This is a genomic window from Mesorhizobium sp. CNPSo 4688, assembly GCF_057784295.1.
Genome location: NZ_JBWLUY010000015.1, coordinates 90,185 through 105,951 on the forward strand (window position 1 = coordinate 90,185; position 15,767 = coordinate 105,951).

18 protein-coding genes and 1 pseudogene are annotated in these 15,767 nt (G+C 60.6%); 7 read left to right on the forward strand and 12 right to left on the reverse strand.

Going from position 1 to position 15,767, the window contains the following annotated elements; translation table 11 throughout:
- The first annotated feature begins 64 nt into the window (after positions 1 to 64).
- Complete coding sequence (locus AC04SH_RS26130) at positions 65 to 613, forward strand: hypothetical protein (protein WP_488480685.1); 549 nt, start codon at positions 65 to 67, stop codon at positions 611 to 613.
- 340 nt (positions 614 to 953) lie between these two features.
- On the opposite strand, the gene scpB (AC04SH_RS26135) is transcribed toward AC04SH_RS26130, so the two are convergent.
- The 9 genes and pseudogenes from scpB (AC04SH_RS26135) to AC04SH_RS26175 all read right to left on the reverse strand — a co-directional run bounded on the left by scpB (AC04SH_RS26135) (position 954) and on the right by AC04SH_RS26175 (position 9,561).
- Complete coding sequence (gene scpB, locus AC04SH_RS26135) at positions 954 to 1,670, reverse strand: SMC-Scp complex subunit ScpB (protein ID WP_488480686.1); 717 nt, start codon at positions 1,668 to 1,670, stop codon at positions 954 to 956.
- Positions 1,671 to 1,672: 2 nt separating this feature from the next.
- Complete coding sequence (locus AC04SH_RS26140; RefSeq protein ID WP_488480741.1) at positions 1,673 to 2,626, reverse strand: DUF1403 family protein; 954 nt, start codon at positions 2,624 to 2,626, stop codon at positions 1,673 to 1,675.
- A 319-nt stretch (positions 2,627 to 2,945) separates the two neighbouring features.
- A complete protein-coding gene (repC, locus tag AC04SH_RS26145) occupies positions 2,946 to 4,151 on the reverse strand; it encodes a plasmid replication protein RepC (protein ID WP_488480687.1) in 1,206 nt (401 codons plus the stop codon).
- A 155-nt stretch (positions 4,152 to 4,306) separates the two neighbouring features.
- Positions 4,307 to 5,293: a plasmid partitioning protein RepB gene (repB, locus tag AC04SH_RS26150; RefSeq protein WP_488480688.1), complete on the reverse strand. Its 987-nt coding sequence runs from the start codon at positions 5,291 to 5,293 to the stop codon at positions 4,307 to 4,309.
- A gap of 73 nt (positions 5,294 to 5,366) precedes the next feature.
- On the reverse strand, positions 5,367 to 6,575 hold the full coding sequence (repA, locus tag AC04SH_RS26155; protein WP_488480742.1) for a plasmid partitioning protein RepA: 1,209 nt from the start codon (positions 6,573 to 6,575) through the stop codon (positions 5,367 to 5,369).
- A gap of 592 nt (positions 6,576 to 7,167) precedes the next feature.
- Positions 7,168 to 7,452 (reverse strand): DUF4143 domain-containing protein, encoded by a 285-nt coding sequence (locus AC04SH_RS26160; protein WP_488480689.1) that lies wholly within the window; start codon positions 7,450 to 7,452, stop codon positions 7,168 to 7,170.
- Between the two features lie 127 nt (positions 7,453 to 7,579).
- Positions 7,580 to 8,118: pseudogene (locus AC04SH_RS26165) on the reverse strand (ATP-binding protein); the annotation flags it as partial.
- Complete coding sequence (locus AC04SH_RS26170; protein ID WP_488480690.1) at positions 8,072 to 8,284, reverse strand: AAA family ATPase; 213 nt, start codon at positions 8,282 to 8,284, stop codon at positions 8,072 to 8,074. The gene AC04SH_RS26170 and the pseudogene AC04SH_RS26165, both read right to left, overlap by 47 nt.
- A 188-nt stretch (positions 8,285 to 8,472) precedes the next feature.
- Positions 8,473 to 9,561: a site-specific integrase gene (locus AC04SH_RS26175; RefSeq protein WP_488480743.1), complete on the reverse strand. Its 1,089-nt coding sequence runs from the start codon at positions 9,559 to 9,561 to the stop codon at positions 8,473 to 8,475.
- Positions 9,562 to 9,722: 161 nt separating this feature from the next.
- Between AC04SH_RS26175 and AC04SH_RS26180 the strand changes: the two genes are divergently transcribed.
- The 4 genes from AC04SH_RS26180 (at position 9,723) to scpB (AC04SH_RS26195) (ending at position 12,134) form a co-directional block, all read left to right on the forward strand.
- Complete coding sequence (locus tag AC04SH_RS26180) at positions 9,723 to 10,001, forward strand: type II toxin-antitoxin system TacA family antitoxin (protein WP_488480691.1); 279 nt, start codon at positions 9,723 to 9,725, stop codon at positions 9,999 to 10,001.
- Positions 9,998 to 10,369: an N-acetyltransferase gene (locus AC04SH_RS26185; RefSeq protein WP_488480692.1), complete on the forward strand. Its 372-nt coding sequence runs from the start codon at positions 9,998 to 10,000 to the stop codon at positions 10,367 to 10,369. The genes AC04SH_RS26180 and AC04SH_RS26185 overlap by 4 nt, the downstream gene beginning before the upstream one ends.
- Positions 10,370 to 10,491: 122 nt before the next feature.
- Positions 10,492 to 11,445: a DUF1403 family protein gene (locus tag AC04SH_RS26190; protein ID WP_488577186.1), complete on the forward strand. Its 954-nt coding sequence runs from the start codon at positions 10,492 to 10,494 to the stop codon at positions 11,443 to 11,445.
- 2 nt (positions 11,446 to 11,447) lie between these two features.
- A complete protein-coding gene (scpB, locus tag AC04SH_RS26195) occupies positions 11,448 to 12,134 on the forward strand; it encodes an SMC-Scp complex subunit ScpB (RefSeq protein WP_488577187.1) in 687 nt (228 codons plus the stop codon).
- 54 nt (positions 12,135 to 12,188) lie between these two features.
- Here the strand turns inward: scpB (AC04SH_RS26195) and AC04SH_RS26200 are convergent, their stop codons facing one another.
- Together AC04SH_RS26200 and AC04SH_RS26205 are read right to left on the reverse strand one after the other, a co-directional pair.
- Positions 12,189 to 12,713, reverse strand: a complete 525-nt coding sequence (locus AC04SH_RS26200; RefSeq protein WP_488480695.1) for an RES family NAD+ phosphorylase — start codon at positions 12,711 to 12,713, stop codon at positions 12,189 to 12,191.
- Positions 12,710 to 13,096, reverse strand: a complete 387-nt coding sequence (locus AC04SH_RS26205) for a hypothetical protein (RefSeq protein WP_488480696.1) — start codon at positions 13,094 to 13,096, stop codon at positions 12,710 to 12,712. The genes AC04SH_RS26200 and AC04SH_RS26205 overlap by 4 nt, the downstream gene beginning before the upstream one ends.
- 240 nt (positions 13,097 to 13,336) lie before the next feature.
- Between AC04SH_RS26205 and AC04SH_RS26210 the strand changes: the two genes are divergently transcribed.
- Both AC04SH_RS26210 and AC04SH_RS26215 read left to right on the forward strand, forming a co-directional pair.
- Positions 13,337 to 13,954, forward strand: coding sequence for a hypothetical protein (locus tag AC04SH_RS26210; RefSeq protein WP_488480697.1), 618 nt, complete (start codon positions 13,337 to 13,339; stop codon positions 13,952 to 13,954).
- An 8-nt stretch (positions 13,955 to 13,962) separates the two neighbouring features.
- A complete protein-coding gene (locus tag AC04SH_RS26215) occupies positions 13,963 to 15,102 on the forward strand; it encodes an ImmA/IrrE family metallo-endopeptidase (RefSeq protein ID WP_488480744.1) in 1,140 nt (379 codons plus the stop codon).
- 103 nt (positions 15,103 to 15,205) lie between these two features.
- On the opposite strand, the gene AC04SH_RS26220 is transcribed toward AC04SH_RS26215, so the two are convergent.
- Positions 15,206 to 15,766 (reverse strand): hypothetical protein, encoded by a 561-nt coding sequence (locus AC04SH_RS26220; RefSeq protein WP_488480698.1) that lies wholly within the window; start codon positions 15,764 to 15,766, stop codon positions 15,206 to 15,208.
- Between the last annotated feature and the right edge of the window lies 1 nt (position 15,767).

A 15,767-nucleotide genomic window follows, 5' to 3' on the forward strand; every position in this document is an offset into this window, starting at 1 on the left:
ATGGATCGACGTCAGGTTCGGCCAACGTCGTATGGTCGACTGGTTCGTAGCTGGGACTGAAGAGGTGACCGCCAACATCGCGATCGCCCAGCTTCGCATGACCCATGCGACGCTCGCGACAGACTTTCGCACCGATTCCGCCAGCTACTGCCTTCTGCACCTTGAAGAGACGGGCCCAGCCTTGGTGTTGCATGCAGGCGATTGCCTCGTAGGCCGACTAAAGGAGGATCGACGGATCGCATGGCTGATGCAGCCGCATACGCTCGCCAACCCGCTGCTGCCCGTAGCGATCGAGAGTGTCGCGAAGGACCCCGCGCGGCACAGGCTCACGCGTAGCTTCCGCTCGAAGCGCTTCATTGCTCCGGATCTGAATTCGATCCAACTCGACGACCGGCCACTGCTGGTTGCGACAGACGGCTTCTGGGCGGAACTTGAAGCGCACCAGCAGGTCGCCTTCATCGAAGGGCTTGTTGGGGCGGTCGAACAGGACCGCGACGATTGCGGTGCTCTCTCGATTGTGCGCGGCAGGTCTGGATCTGGGATCGAGCTCATTGATGTTGGGGCGGCGCCGAACCTTTATGTTAGGGCGGACAAGCCAAATTTACGCCGATAGCTCGCGACGGAGCGGCAGCGGCAACCCCAACCCTTTTCGCCTCTAGCGTACGATTGCCCTCTTCTTTTTTGTGGCCCTAAATGAGCCCCCACGCCCGGGAACTCCCCCGGCCCGTAAACTAGCAGGCTGGCGCGCGCCGACCAGTTCGCGCGCGCCCTGCCTCGACGCTTTCAGCGCCTTCCGCACCGTGCCAGCCGACAGGAGTGTTCACGACAGCACAACCTTGTCGAAAGGTAATCATGTTGCGGACCATGAACCCGATCATCGGCTGCCGCAGAAAACCGGTCTTCGTGGCCATGACTTGCCGGCTGCGGTCAAGGGTGCGACGCGCAACGACCATTCAAGACAGAGGGTCGTCAACCACCTCGTCCTCTGCCTCTTTGTCGTAGTCGCCCTCTCCGCCCGCCAGGCCGGTTGGAATATCGCCCGCCAACAGCTTTTCCTTTGATAGCAGTCCGGCATCCTCGAGCGCCTCGAAATCTGGCAGCTGGCGCAGCGTGTCGAGCCCGAACTGCGACAGAAAATTCTTGGTCGTCACATAGGTGTAAGGCGCGCCCGGCTGCGGGCTGCGCGGCCCCGAGGCGATGAGGTCCTGTACGCGTAGCACACCGATCAGATCGCGCGACACCTCCTTGCCGAAAAAGGACGACAGTTCGCCACGCGTGATCGGTTGGAAATAGGCAATGCACATCAGCACGAGCGCCTCCGACTGCGACAGTTCTTTTGTCCCCTTCCCGGCTGTGCCAAATGCGGCGTGAATGATGTCTCCAAAGGCCTTTTTAGTCCGGTGCTGCCAGCCGCCGGCGACGGACACCAGCTCGTAGGGGCGCCCTGCGAGCTCGGCACGGATGTCATCGATGATCAGCTCAATATTGCAGTTTCTTCCCACCACCCGCGCGAGGACACTACGTGTTACCGGTTCGCTGGCGGAAAAAATGACCGCTTCGACGCGGCCCATCCATTCGCGCCAGCGCAGCTCTGGCGGCAGGTGATCGAGCTCGGTGTCAAGCAGCGCCGGCTGATCGTTCGTCTTGTGCCGGGCAGAGGCTTCGCTCATCGCTAGAGTCCAAACAGCCGGAAGGTGGGACGGTCGGAGAGCTCGCGCACGGCCTCCAGGTGCTGCAGCCGCTCGAACAGCCGCCGGGATGCAAAGCGCGACAGATTCTTCGTCGTCAGCGATCCAGAGACGGCGTCTTCGTTGAGCAGCAGGAAGACCACCTCGCCGGCACCCTTGGCGCGCAATTTCGGCGCCACCGCCAGGAGTTTTGCGGCGCGGCGCGACAGCTCGGTGGCCAGCCGGCAGGCCTGCGCCGCCGCCTGAACAAACGCCACGCAGACCGCGCGCTCAAAATCTCTCTCCGCCGGCCGGATGCGCTTGCCGCCGGCCTCGGCACGAAAAGCCGGACCAAAGGTTTGCGCCATCAGGAGCGGCAGCGGTCGCGGCCAGCGCAGGCTTTGCGCTAGTACCAGGTCGGCGAGCCACCAGGCCAAAAGCTCCGCATCGGGACGGATGGCGACGACGTGAGCGGCGATCGCAGCGGCGGCGAACGGCGCCGGCCGCCCCGAGCGCGCCATGTCGTCGATGTGTTCACAAAGCGCGGCCAGCGTCTTGACCTCCCAATGGAGGCCAAGTTGGTCGAGTATCTTTTCGAGCCGGTCAGGGGTAGCGACGGGCGGCTGTCCGGCCAACTGCCGCCAGGCGCCGAAGATGGAGCCGGCGGGTCCGGGGTCGGCCCCGGCCTGGCGCAGGTACCAGGCGTCGCGCAAGGCGGCCGCGTCCTCGGCGCGGCCGGCGAGCCGCATGCCGGCGGCGGCGCAATTGAGCGCCAATCGTTGCCGCCAAACGCCGGCCCAGGCCGGCTGCGCGCGGGCGAGCGTGTCGAGGGTGGCCAAGGCCGCGCCGGCATGGAAGGCGGCGTCGGCGTCGCTGGCGTCGCGCGCGTGCGCTAGCGCCCAGGCCGGAACGGCCGGCGGTGCGGCGGAGCTGGCGGTCGCGGGATCGAGGCGAATCATGATTTCGAGGGTAAAGCCAACGTGCGCTTTGTGCCATGCTTTTCGCGCCAAAACGCACAGCCCGTCGGCACGCCAAAACGAATGATAATCCTTTCGAATCTTGGATAGAGTCTCCCAGACCATGGATCGCTGAATCCTGCAGCCCGAAAACCTACGCGGGCTAAGGAATTGACCGAAGAGGATACGCCCCGGCCCCCCTCCCCTCTCTGGGCAGGAAAACCCTCGGCCGATGTGATGGACGCTCTGTGCGTATCTATCATCGTAGGCGCGTCAAAACTACCGCCTAACATGGTCGTCAAGAACAGGGCGCCCACATTTCTCATCCGGCCATCCTCGCCGTCAAGCCATTCGCCTTCAGCGCCGCCATCAGCATCGGTCCGACGGAAAACTGCCCTGCCCTCGCCTTTTCGGTCAAAACCCGCAGATAACCGCCAGCCGAGTTGATATGCTGGGCGCGCTGCAAGATGCAGGCAATCACAATGGCGGCGACCTCCTGGCCCATTTCATGGCAAGCTTCCTCGTATGCCGAGGGCGAAATACCAAGGTAGCCTCTCACCTGGGCCGCGGTAATCATCAAATCGCGCCAGTTTCCGATCCCCTGCACCGCATAGTCTGAAATTTCGGGGCACGCTTTCAGCACCAGCCCTATCGGATAGCTTTTCAGCTTCTCATCGGTTCCCTGCCTTGGCTCGACCGCCGCCCTGCTTTTTTCGAAAGCTGGTTCAAATACAAAAATGGATTCTGTGTTTGAATCAGATTGCTGCCGCTCATTTTGGGACTCATTGGCGCTAGGATTCGTGGAATTTGTGAAGTTTTCCAGCATGATATCCACTTCATCATGAAGCGTTGTCAGGTCCGCAACAATTGCCTCCAGCTCGGGGAGCCCTGCCCTGCGCGGGATTGCATCCACAACGGCTCTAAAGCGCCTCCAGACGGCTCCCCAGTCGCCAGGAACACCCTCCTCGATCGCAGCCTCGACCAGTTTGTAGATATCGCGACGATGGAGCGTAATCCGCTCCCTCATTAACCTGAGCGCCTTGCTGTCGGCCCGTACCTTTTCGGCAGCATGCTGAAACTCAACTGCCCGCGCCAGCAGCGGCGCCAGCGAGAACCCGAAGGCTTCCTCGATCGCACCACCCCTTCCCTTCCGGGCGAACCTTTTCCCGTTTGGACTGTCACGGCGGATAACCAGGCCGCAACTCACCAGCTCGGCCAAGTGTCGCCGCAATGTGGAACTGGGCATGCCGTGTGTGCGAAGCGACAGCTGCGCATTTGAGGGAAAGACCATCAGGCCATTTTCCTCGCTGATTTGGTCGTCCGGATAGAAAGACAAGAGCCCGCTCAGCACGGCCAGGGCGCGGTCTCCCACACCCACGACAGTCTTGCCTTCGCACAGCCAGCGATAGACCTGCCATTTTTCGACAAGAGCTCCTTCAGGAATCTCTCGTGCTGCCGTGTTCGCCTTCACCAAGGCAAGCGTCATCGGCCGCCGCCCAAAGGGCGTCGTCGCGTATCCACTCTCCATTTCCCTCACCTTTCAATAAGGCAAAAGAAATCCGCTCGCCGAAAACCGACGCTATGTCTCTTGACAGTGATTCGCGGAAATGAGATTCTCGAAGTGCGATCTACGAGAAGGGCTTCCGCGACGGCGACGTTCGGGGGCCTTTTTCTTTTGCGGTTTTAGTCTCCTGTTGCTGTTTTCCCCGACTTTCTGAAAGCCTCATAGAGACCTTGCAGATTGTCAGAGATCCAAGTTCCAAAGCGGCTGCCGTCCGTCTCCTTTACGGCGATCGTGACGGCCTTCCCTGCTCTTTGGACGCTGACGCTAACTGACCTGTCATCCGGTGCCCACGATTGTGCAACGGGCTTCACACCGGCCTTACGGACGCGCTTTTCCTTTGCGTTGAGCGCCATGAACAACTGTTCAAAGCGTCGGTTACTCTCCAGCCCAATGAACTCGGGTTCTGAGAGGATTTCATCGACTATGTCCGATCTCTTGCCGACGAGCAGAGATAGCTCAACCCAGCGCTCGCGGCCTATAGATGGAGCTGATCCAATTTTGTTTATGACAGATGGCGGGATCCGGGTAGCAACCGACACCATCTTTGAGACGGCGGCGGCGTTCGCTGCCAATGCCGACGAGATGACATCTCTGTCGTAATTCAACTCCTCGAGACGCTTTGCGAACGTCGCCTTCTCGATAAAACTAAGATTTGCTCGGGCAGAATTCTCCTGGCCCTGAGCAATGACATGAGCCTTATCGTCAATGTCCTTGATGACCGCCCTAACCTTCCGTCGGAGATCTCGGGCCACCCGGACCCTCCGATGCCCAAAGACGATCATGAAGCGGCCTTCGATGCTCGGATGGGGGCGCACAAGAATGGGGGAATCCTGACCCCTCTCCTGAATCGCTTCCAATAGTTCCTGATATTGTTCTCTGTCGTCATCCATGCGATCGGAAACGAACGAGCCGTCAATAGCGTTCGGGTCGAGTTCGACTACATGCTCACCTTCAAGGTACGCATCCGCCTGCTTTGCCAATTCGTTAACGGAGCGGATCATGGATTTCGAGGCACCGCGAATCGGATAGGCCGCGGTTGAGCTAGATGTCTGTTGCTCGTCTGTCTCCGTCTCTGCGAGGCCGGAAAGAAGATTCTTACGCGCCATCTTAGTCTACCTCCGGATACAACCTAGTCTGTTGAAAGCACAGCGCAAAAGTCCCCTTTTGTCAGCGGACAAGTCAGCGCCCCCATGCTTTATGTATCAACGTGGCGATTTCTCCGTTTACGAGATCGAGTGCATCCATTGCTCGCTCGTATGTGGAACGCGTCATCACGTTTTTTTCGACTTCGTAGAGGCTCTGCTTGGTAATCCCCGCATCAGAAATCGCCGTGGATTTCAGCATCTGGTTCTTCAGGATGAACTCACCAAAAAGCGTGTGGAGGAACGCTACCATCTGCGCCTGGGGCTGATCCGTCGGCTCGTATCGCGTTATAAGATAGCGATACCACTCCAAGTTCACCTCGGCGCCCGCTGCCCGGATCGGCTCCAGAATATTCCCGAGCATCAACAGGAATTGGCCCATCGACATGACGTCGAGCATCTGCGGATGAATGGTTATCAAGACCGACGTTGCCGCGGTCAACGCCGTAATTGTCAAATACCCCAGTTGCGGTGGGCAATCGATAACAACGACATCATACAGGGCGTCGACCTCCTCCAATGCCGTCGAGATGCGCGTGAAGAAGGCCCTTCCCACGTTAGACGTCCTGTCCGTCATTGCCAAAGGCGTATCGTATTCGAATTCCTGCAGCTCAAGGTTCGCCGGGACGATATCCAGTCCTGGGAAATTTGTTGGCCTGATAATTTCCGAGAGAGAGACCTTCTCGTCGTCGTAGCGGATCGCATCGTAGAGCGATTTCGTCTGGTCGAGTTCTGGCTGGAACCCGTGCAGTGAAGACAGCGACGCCTGGGGATCGAGGTCGACAGCCAATACACGGTGTCCCGTCAGAGCGAGATACTGGGCGAGATGAGCTGCTGTCGTTGTTTTGCCGCTACCTCCTTTGAAATTAACCACAGCTAGTATTTGAAGTTTCTCGCCGGATCGACGATGGGGAACATACATGCGGGCATCGGATCGCCCGTGTTGGTCAAGGTATTGGCGTAGCTCGATCATCTGCCCGGCCGCGTAGGATCGTCTCCCAGAAGACGAGGTTTCAGGTACCGGCCCTTTGCCTTCTAGATGTAGTTTTTTTAGATGGCTCTGAGAAACACCGAGATACGTCGCTACCTCCGCCAACGAAAAAGGACGCAGATTCTTCTTGGCATGGGGAGGAAACCGCTGCATCGAGAGAAGGTGCAACTTTTTTGATATCTGCTCCCCTTGTTCGAGGATGCGTTTCTCGAACAGCAAAGGACTTTTCGCGGGAACGGGCGAACTCACGTTCATTCGATCAAGACTCTCTAAAAACGATTTTTGGCGGAATGCGGCCAAGCAACCGTCATTATGTCCGATTCGCTCGTGCCGGCAAGAAGTTTTAAGTTAACAACAGGTTAAACGCCCTCCAATCGCATACTGCGCGGCAAGACCAGTATAAACCGCGTCAAGGGATTGAATACGCTACCCAATTTGCTGATTTTGTCAGCGGACAAGAAAACTCGTTTTGAGGTTCTCGTTCGGCAGCAGCAGGAGCCTCCAATTCGCCCGTGCTTGGTATCGCCTAGCGATAACCCCTCCAAAGCTGGGGCGATGTGGGGGCGATCTATGTCAAGTCATCGAGATCACGGGACCGACAAGATTCAAGTACCGGCGCTGGCTATCTCACACTGGGGCAATTAGCGGCAATGGCGGCTCTCACACAGCACTGGCCTGAAACGACCAATTTTTGGGCTGGCCAGTCTCGCTCTGTTTCCAGCGAGCATCGCGCAGTCCAGACTGCGACTTGCTTTGAGAAGGGCTCAGCGGGCCAGCGAAAGAGTGATACGCCGTGCCTGTGTGCCGGTGGAGCCGGCGGCAAAAGACAGAGGGCCGGGCGAAAAGCCTATTCGCCAAGGTCGGCCAGTGTTTTCGCAAGGATATGAAGCAGCACCGCCTCGACGTCATGTTTCAACGGAAAGCGCTCTGCTTCCGGATAGACCACGAGGCGACGGCTCGGATTTACGTCTTCGCACGCCAGATGAAAGCCCTTCTCCACTTTTGGCGTCGGGCTGCGCTTGATTTCGATCGCCCAAGGGCGGCTGCCTGGAGGGGTCAAGAGGAGGTCGATCTCGGCCCCCGGCGGATGTGCGATAGAAGTTGGCTTCTGTGCCGGACGGTGCGACCGCAATCAATGTCTCGATGACAAAACCTTCCCAGCTGGCGCCGGCAACGGGGTGAGCGAGGATGTCCTCAAGGGTTGTCAGTCCAAGCAGCGTATGTGAAATGCCGCTGTCGCGCACGTGAACCCGCGGCGACTTGACCAGACGTTTTCCGACATTGGCATGCCGCGGCTCGAGCCTTCGCACCAGCAGCAGATCGAGCAGCAGTTGAAGTACGAGGCAATTGTCTTGCGATCGACTCCGAGGGCCCTGGCGAAGTCGGCAGCGTTGAGGAGGCCGGATTGATGATGTGCCAGCATGGTCCAGAAGCGGCGCAGCATTTCGGCCGGAATGCGAGGCCCGAGCCCGAGCAGCGGGATATCGCGTTCGAGGTAGGTGCAGATGAAGTCCTGCCGCCACCGCTGACTGGCGCGGTCGCTTGCCGCCAGAAAGCTGTCGGGAAAGCCTCCGCACACCCTCAAAGGGTTCAGCTGTTCGGCCGGCACCTCCTGTCCATAAATCGGATGCATTTCAAGATAGGCGATACGGCCGGCGAGCGTCTCGCCACTCTGCCTGAGGAGATCGAGGAAGCGGACCCCAGCAGCAGAAAGCGCCCGGTCTTCTTCCCGCTGCGGCGACCGCGGTCGATCAAGCCACGAAGATTTTGGAAAAGGTTTGGAAGCGATGGACCTCATCGAGGATCACCAACTCGTCTTCATGCTCGGCAAGGTAGAGCTCCGGTTCCGCGAGCTTGGCTCTGTCCGCATCGGACTCGAGATCGAGATAGATCGACGGCCGTATCTCGGCTGTTTCGAGCGCAAGCGTAGTCTTGCCGACCTGGCGCGTCCCAATTAGCGCCACCGCTGGGAGGGTGTTTATAAGCTAGGCGAGTTGCGTTCCGATCCGGCACTTAATCATCCTGGCAATTATGGAGTGCAATTCCTGATTTGCAAGGACGGACCCGCGAGATCGCGGGCAGCCTAAGCTATTCGCACGCACGCCCGAATCTGGAAGAGGTCCGCCAGATTTCAGGGGAGGGGCTCCGTCCTCTACAGTCCCGACGCCTTGGTGAGATTGACGCGAAAACGGTCTCGCCGGCGTTGGTAACGGCGTGTCATCTCCGCCGAGGCGTGGCCAAGCTGCTTCTGCACATAGCGTTCATCAACTTCGGCGGAGGAAGCGAGGCCTGCGCGCAGCGAATGGCCGGAAAACTTTTGGCCACGCTCGCCTTCCGACAGGTCGCCGCGTACGCCGGCGGCGAGTGCCGCACGCTTGACGAGACGGGCGACTTCCTGATCGTTCAACCGATCTGTTCCCACTGTCTTGCCTTGGCCGGTCACGCGTCGAAACAGCGGGCCGTGGGCGACGCGGGCAAGCTTCAGCCAAGTCTCCAGCGCCACCACTGGGCAGGTGGCGTCGGACGAGCCGCGACCGATCTCGACCTCACGCCAGCCGGTCTTGCCGCGCAGGGTGACGAGCAGCCCTTTTTCAAGGATCTCGACCCAGCCACGACTATCCTCGGTTTGATCCCTGGCCACGTCGAGGCCGACGATTTCCGAGCGGCGCAGGCCGCCCGCGAAGCCGAGCAGCAGCATGGCACGGTCGCGCAAACCGCGTAGGGTGCCGCGGGGAAGCGTCTCCAGCATGGCAATCAAATCCTTGGGCTGGATCGCTTCCTTCTGCCGGAGAGGGGACGCGTGGGTGTTGCGGATACCGGCCATTACGGTGGCGATATGCCGGTCCTTGCGGTCGAGCGGCTGGCCGCGCTGCGCATAGTTCCAGGTCAGGGAGGAAAGCCGGCGTTCGATCGTCGCCACCGCGTTAGGTTTCTTGTCGCCGGTAGCCTTGCCGGAGGCGCAAGCGGTGATGTAGAGGCCGACGACCTGCGGATCGGGCGGAAACATCTCGACGACCTGGCGCCGGCACCAGCCGGCAAAGTGCTTCCAGTCCGAGCTATAGGCGCGGCGGGTATTGGCGGAACTCGCTGCCTCGACATAGTCCCGGGCGCGATCGGCGAGGTGCTCGAGGTGGCCGGGCAAGCGCCGGTCGACAGGATTTCGCTGCGGCAGGGCAGGGGAGGGACCATTCCTGGCGGCCGTCAACCGCGCATTTGACTCTTCAGCGGCATCTCGCCCCATGGCGTGGACGATCTCCACGATATCAGGCAGGTCATCTTGTCCGGGCAATCTCGCGGATCCTCAACTATGATTCGCAACATATCATGTCGGGGACGATTGGCTGGAATGTCAGCCCCGAATATGCCTTGGTCGTTGAATAGCCAGGGAGTGAAGAGGGATTCATGCCTCGGGCAGCGATTGAAGCGAATGAGCGGATGAACCTGCGGGTAGCGGCGCAGCAGAAGGCGACGCTGATGCGGGCGGCCGCGCTCGTGCATGCCGATTTGACGGAGTTCGTTACCCGCGCGGCGTTGCGCGAGGCCGAAGCGGTGATCAGGAACGCCGAGAAGATAGAGGTTTCGGAGCGGGATTTCCTGCGCATTCTGGAGCTGCTGGACAACCCGCCTCCGCCGAACGAAAAGCTGCGCGCCGCGATCGCCGCCTTGCCGCGTGATCGATGAGCCTTCCGGCCTGGCACGAGGAGCCGATTTCGAAGGCGCACGATCGCGGCGGCTTCGATTGCGGCGACGCGGACATGCGTCACGACATGCCGGGTTTTCTGCTTACCCGCATCGCCACCGACAGGTCGGTAGCGGGGCAGGGGCTGGGCGGTCAGCTGCTGGCGGCCGCGGCCAGGCGGTGTCTGCGGCTGGTGATGGAGGGCGGCCGTATCCTTTTGATCATCGACGCCAAGAGCGAACGCGCGGCCGATTGGTACGCCTCTTTCGGCGCCGAGCGCATACAAGGCCAGCCGCAAGGTCAGCCGCTTCGGCTGGCGATCCATCTGGCGACATTCGCGGCGGATTTGCGGGCTGCGGGCCATCTCTGAGCATGTTTCTCAACAACGAACGATAATGCAAGATTATCGCTCGTTCTGTAGCGTCGACAGGCTGTGCGTTTTGGCATGAAAATGATGGTACAAAGCGCACGAGAGCTTTACCCTCGCAAATCATGATTCGCCTCGATCTCGCGACCGCCAGCTCCGCCGCCCCGCCGGTCGTTCCGGCCTGGGCGATTGCCGCCGGGGGCGCGCCGAGCGAAGCCGATGCTGCCTTCCAGGCCGGCGCCGCCTTGGGCGCGCTTGACACTCTAGTGCGCGCACAGGCCTGCTGGACCGGGGCGTGGCGGCAGCGGCTGGCGCTTCGCTGCGCGGCGGCCAGCATGCGGCTCGCCGGCCGAGCCGAAGACGAGGCCGCCCTTCGCGATGCCTGGCAGCTTTGCCCGGCTGGCGCCGATCCTGGCCCCGCCGGCTCCATCCTCGGTGCCTGGCGCCAGTTGGCCCTGCAGCCGGTTGCCGCCAGCACTGACCGGCTCGAGAAGATCGTTGATCAGCTTGGGCTCCATTGGGACGGCGCGGCTCTCGCTGACCTCTGCACGGAGATCGAGGAAGTAGCGGGGTCGCAGCAGCCGGGGCCGTTCGCCGCGGCAGCAATCGCCGCCCGTGTCGCCGCCATGCGGCCTGATGCCGAGCTTTTGGCCTGGTGGCTGGCCGACCTTGTGCTGGCGCAAAGCCTGCGCTGGCCGCTGCCGCTGCCGCTGCTGATGACCCAGGTTTTTTTGCCGGCCTTCCGCGCCGAAAATGGCGGCAAAAGAATCCGGCCGGGCCAAAAAGGTTTTGAGCGCGCGGTCTGCGTGGCGCTGGTCCACGCGGCGACCGATGCCTGCCGGCTGGCCGCCGAGCTGTCGCGCCGTGCCGAAAAGCTCATCGCCATCGCGCCGAAGCTGCGCGCGAAAGGCGCTGGCGACGTGATTTTTTTGCTCCTGAATGAGGATGCCGTGCCCGGCTCCGTGACCACCAAAAACCTGTCGCGGTTTGCGGTTCGACGGCTGTTCGAGCGGCTGCAACAACTTGAGGCCGTGCGCGAGCTGTCGGGTCGCACCAGCTTCCGGCTGTTTGGGCTATAGGGATGAGCGAAGCGTCGGCCCGCCGCAAACCGAACGATCAGCCGGCGCTGCTGGACACCGAGCTCGAGCACCTGCCGCCAGAGCTGCGCTGGCGCGAATGGATGGGCCGCGTCGAAGCGGTCATTTTTTCCGCCAGCGAACCGGTAACACGCAGTGTCCTCGCGCGGGTGGTGGGAAGACACTGCAATATTGAGCTGATCATCGACGACATCCGTGCCGAGCTCGCCGGCCGCCCCTACGAGCTGGTTGCGGTCGCCGGCGGCTGGCAGCACCGGACCAAAAAGGTTTTCGGCGACACCATTCACGCCGCCTTCGGCACGGCAGCGGGCGAGGGGACAAAAGTGCTGACGCAGTCGGAGGCGCTGGTCTTGATGTGCATTGCCTATTTCCAGCCGATCACGCGTGGCGAACTGTCCAGCTTCTTTGGCAAGGAGGTGTCGCGCGATCTGATCGGCGTGCTGCGGGGACAGGAGCTGATTGCCTCGGGGCCGCGCAGCCCGCAGCCGGGGGCCCCCTACACCTATGTGACGACCAAAAATTTTCTGTCGCAGTTCGGGCTCGACACGCTGCGCCAGCTGCCGGATTTCGAGGCGCTTGAGGACGCAGGGCTGCTGTCGAAGGAGAAGCTGCTGGCCGGGGATATTCCGGCCGGGTTGGCTAATAGGGAGGGCGAGGACGATATCGTCTGAGCAGGTGTTGTGAGCGGGCGTTGTCGCGTTGCGACCACAGAGACGGTCAATGACTCAGGACCAGGACGATTGGTCGTGCGGGAGCCGGTCATCGGGATCGTGAACCGCGACATGATCGCCGTCGACAAGATTGGCCGGAAAGATCACCAGATTGGTGCCGCCGGCGTGACGCAGCGACGGGAACAGGATGCCGCGAAGCCCGGCCGTGATGATCAGGTCCGCAAGCTTCCACGATGGCGGGATCTTCTTGTCAATGCGAGCGACCTGGCGCCAGGCACAATCCCATTCCTGCCAAGCGCCGTCCCAGATGTCCGGGTCGAATCCCTGCGAAAGGTCGGCCACCTGGCCGAGCGTGATCTTGTAGGCGGCAAGCGTTGCCGGCGGGACGATGCTGGCGCCCTGCTTGTATTCGTCAAGAGCCGTCTGCGTCGAACGGGACAGATAGAGTGCTTCGACGCCTGGCCGGTTGAAACGACCGCCGTCGATCGCCGCGCCTGCACCGCTGGTGGGCAGGAAAGCCCATTTGGGTGTCAGATAGCGATGGAAGATCTCGTCCGGCCCGACGCGGGTGACCTTCACCCGCGGGCCCCGTTCTCGAGATCCCGGATGAAGGCCAGGACTGCTTCGACCTGGCCGTCCGCGACGAGTTCGGCCGCCGTGCGATGGCCATAGTCCGCGATGGGCTCGTTGCGATACCAGTAGATTGCCTTGTCCACGTCGCCGGAGAGCTCCGTTGCCGCCGAGATCACTTTCACCATTTCGCGCATCCGGCCCTGCAGGCGCTCCGATGACGGGTTGCGGAGCGTGTTGCGGTGGACGCCGGTCAACTGGGCCAGATTGGCCACCTTCACGCCAAGCGCCTGTGACAGGCGCTTCGGCGAGATATAAGGCGTACGCGGCTCCTGCAGGCTATCGACAAACCCTGAGACCACTTTCGATTGTGCGATCTGTGCGTGGGTCATGGCAAAACTCCGACCTCTCATACGCACAATATATGCACATTTCAGCGCATAGCAAGTGAACAGAGTTCTGTCACTACGCGAACGAGGAAGGCTGCAGCGATAGCAGCGTCAGCAGTGGTGGCCATGTCCGCGGTTCAAAATTGTGATCACCACGCCCAACTCGACCGTTCGGCGCATATTGGTTGACAATAGCGCTTATGGTTGACAGACTCTAAAAAATGCCCAATTCGGAAAGAGAGTGTGAAGATGCTGCCTTGGGACTATCACCCCGAGTTGACCGTTGAACGGCTGGTTAAAGTTGCACAGCTGCTCGCCCTGGGCCGCGGCAGTGCAGTCGATCGTTTCGACCCCACAATCGGAGACGACAATTGGACCTTGGGAGTCTGCGCCTACAACTACGGCTGCTTTCAGATCGCAAAGGCTGCCGGCACACCGGGTTTCGAATGGCTGAGGGTCATTGATCCCGGCAAGCATTTCCAGTTCAGCATCGGCGGTATTCCAATGCGCTTCTGGCGCGGAGATCCTACAGAGCCTACCGCAAAGATTTCGATTGCCACTCCCTTCGAGCAACTGCTGCTTGACCTGGAGCCAGGCATTCCGACCGCCGGCATGCTGTTTCGAATCGGTGTAACGACCGACATGGATGGCGCGCTCCTTGGAGCAAGCTTCGTCGCGTTACGCTACGACCAGGCCGAACTCGTGTGGCCTTTGCCACTTGCTGAAGCGGAGCCTTTGATCGTTCTCCTGGACGAAGCGCGGCCTGAGGGTATTGAACTTTCATCGCCGTCTGTCGGCGATCGCCGGTACGATGAGGACGAGCATGGCAACGATATCGCCTCCTCTTCCTACGAGGTGTAAGCGTGGCAATGAAAGGAAGTCCGCCGGGCCCAGTCCGGGAGGATCGGGCGTGTTTCTTTTACGGCGACAAGCTCCGATTGGCGCGACTGCTCGCAGGGCTGTCGCTCGATGAGCTAGGCGGGCTTGTAGCGGCCAGCCGGCAGTTTGTTCATCAGCTTGAAACAGGCGCCAAGGAACCAACCGACGAGATGCGTGACGCTTTAGCAGCTGCACTCGCGGTGACGCCTGCTTTCTTTGCAACGCCGGCGACAAACCCCGTCCGTGAAGAAGACTGCCACTTCCGCCGGCTGGCGAGCGCCCCACGAGCGCTGACTGCGCAGGCTGTGGCCCGAGGAACAGCTCTGGAAGCGCTAGTTGACGCGCTCGAGGGTCAGGTACGCATGCCGATGGTCGACTTTCCAGAAGAGCCGCGTCCCGCTTCGCCAGACGCGATAGAGCGCATTGCCGAGAATGCTCGACAGCATTGGGGCCTGGGCCTCGATGGTCCAATCACAAGTATGATGCGTGTCGTGGAGAATGCTGGTGCGGTGGTGGTCCACTTCGATGATCTCACCGAGCGCATCGATGCGTTGTCTATGGCTCGGCGCCGGCCCATAATCGTTCGCTCAACGGCCAAAGTTGCGGGCGCCCGCCTACGCTTCGACCTCGCACATGAAGCCGCTCACCTGATCATGCATCAAGGCATACTGACCGGCGACAGTGTCACTGAAGGGGAGGCGCATCGGTTCGCCGGGGCATTTTTGATCCCCCGCACCGCGTTCGCGCGTGAATTTCCTCGAAGTCGTCGGACTCTCGATTGGAATGCACTTTTTGCAATGAAGCTTCGTTGGAAGGTTTCGGTACGCGCCATCGCCCGGCGCGCTTTTGATCTGGGCCTAATCGACGCTGCGCAATATCGCACCGCCAACATCCAACTGGTAAAGACCGGGCAAGCTAAGGCGGAGCGCTACGACGAACGGGTTGCGATCGAGGAGCCAGAGCTGCTGCGCGCGGCCATCAGCTGGATTTCCAACCGTGACCCGATTGTCCTTTACCACCTGCTTGCCAATCTTGGCATGGCCCCCGAGCTATTTGCGCGACTTACCGGGGAACGCATGCCGACGTTACCCGACAATGTTGTACCGTTGGGTACAAATAAGCTCTTGTAGGTGCTGTTTCCGCGTTTGACCTCACGTTATGAGATTCGGTAGGGAAAGAAGCTAAGAAGATACGGCGAGGTACGGAGTCGGGAACCGGCGGCTCCCTCTAAAATCAGCCGATCTGCTCGATCCGCCAACTGGTCTTGGCTTTGGCCGAGAGCGTCCGGTTCAGGTACGCAATGAGCATGCTGGCGTGCTGAGGCTTTGGAACGAAGAGCATCACTGCCCCTCTGTCCAGCTCGACCAGCTCATGATGAACTCTGGGGACTTGAACACCTCCTTCTGTCATGAAGTCGCGGATGGAAAGGTCATGCCAAGGCATTGAGTCCAAGGCATAGTAAGAGCCGACCGACTTGAAATAGGCAAACAACGTATCCCTGTCAGATCCGTATTGGTCAAAACGAGCTGCGTATCGCAGATCGATCACCGACCTAGGTTTGCTAGACAGCACTGCCTTTTGAAGCGTCCGGCCGTGCACGGTATCCATGGCAACGACGAAAACGCGCAAATCGGGAAGAGCAAGCTCGTCGAACAAATCGAGCTGATCAGCGCGTGGTGAGTTCTGCACAGTACCACGGGTGGCGATCTCATGCGTCTGCGCGACAACGCGACCATCGACGCTGCTATGCCAGCTTCCGGTATTCTCGACGAGTGTGAGTTGCGGTTTCGCCACG

Coding starts and splice junctions, on each gene's coding strand:
- scpB (WP_488480686.1), bottom strand. CDS start 1,670: ATGAGCGAAGCCTCTGCCCGGCACAAGACGAACGATCAGCCGGCGCTG.
- AC04SH_RS26140 (WP_488480741.1), bottom strand. CDS start 2,626: ATGATTCGCCTCGATCCCGCGACCGCCAGCTCCGCCGCACCGCCGGCC.
- repC (WP_488480687.1), bottom strand. CDS start 4,151: ATGGAGAGTGGATACGCGACGACGCCCTTTGGGCGGCGGCCGATGACG.
- repB (WP_488480688.1), bottom strand. CDS start 5,293: ATGGCGCGTAAGAATCTTCTTTCCGGCCTCGCAGAGACGGAGACAGAC.
- repA (WP_488480742.1), bottom strand. CDS start 6,575: ATGAACGTGAGTTCGCCCGTTCCCGCGAAAAGTCCTTTGCTGTTCGAG.
- AC04SH_RS26175 (WP_488480743.1), bottom strand. CDS start 9,561: ATGGGGCGAGATGCCGCTGAAGAGTCAAATGCGCGGTTGACGGCCGCC.
- AC04SH_RS26180 (WP_488480691.1), top strand. CDS start 9,723: ATGCCTCGGGCAGCGATTGAAGCGAATGAGCGGATGAACCTGCGGGTA.
- AC04SH_RS26185 (WP_488480692.1), top strand. CDS start 9,998: ATGAGCCTTCCGGCCTGGCACGAGGAGCCGATTTCGAAGGCGCACGAT.
- AC04SH_RS26190 (WP_488577186.1), top strand. CDS start 10,492: ATGATTCGCCTCGATCTCGCGACCGCCAGCTCCGCCGCCCCGCCGGTC.
- scpB (WP_488577187.1), top strand. CDS start 11,448: ATGAGCGAAGCGTCGGCCCGCCGCAAACCGAACGATCAGCCGGCGCTG.
- AC04SH_RS26205 (WP_488480696.1), bottom strand. CDS start 13,096: ATGACCCACGCACAGATCGCACAATCGAAAGTGGTCTCAGGGTTTGTC.
- AC04SH_RS26215 (WP_488480744.1), top strand. CDS start 13,963: ATGAAAGGAAGTCCGCCGGGCCCAGTCCGGGAGGATCGGGCGTGTTTC.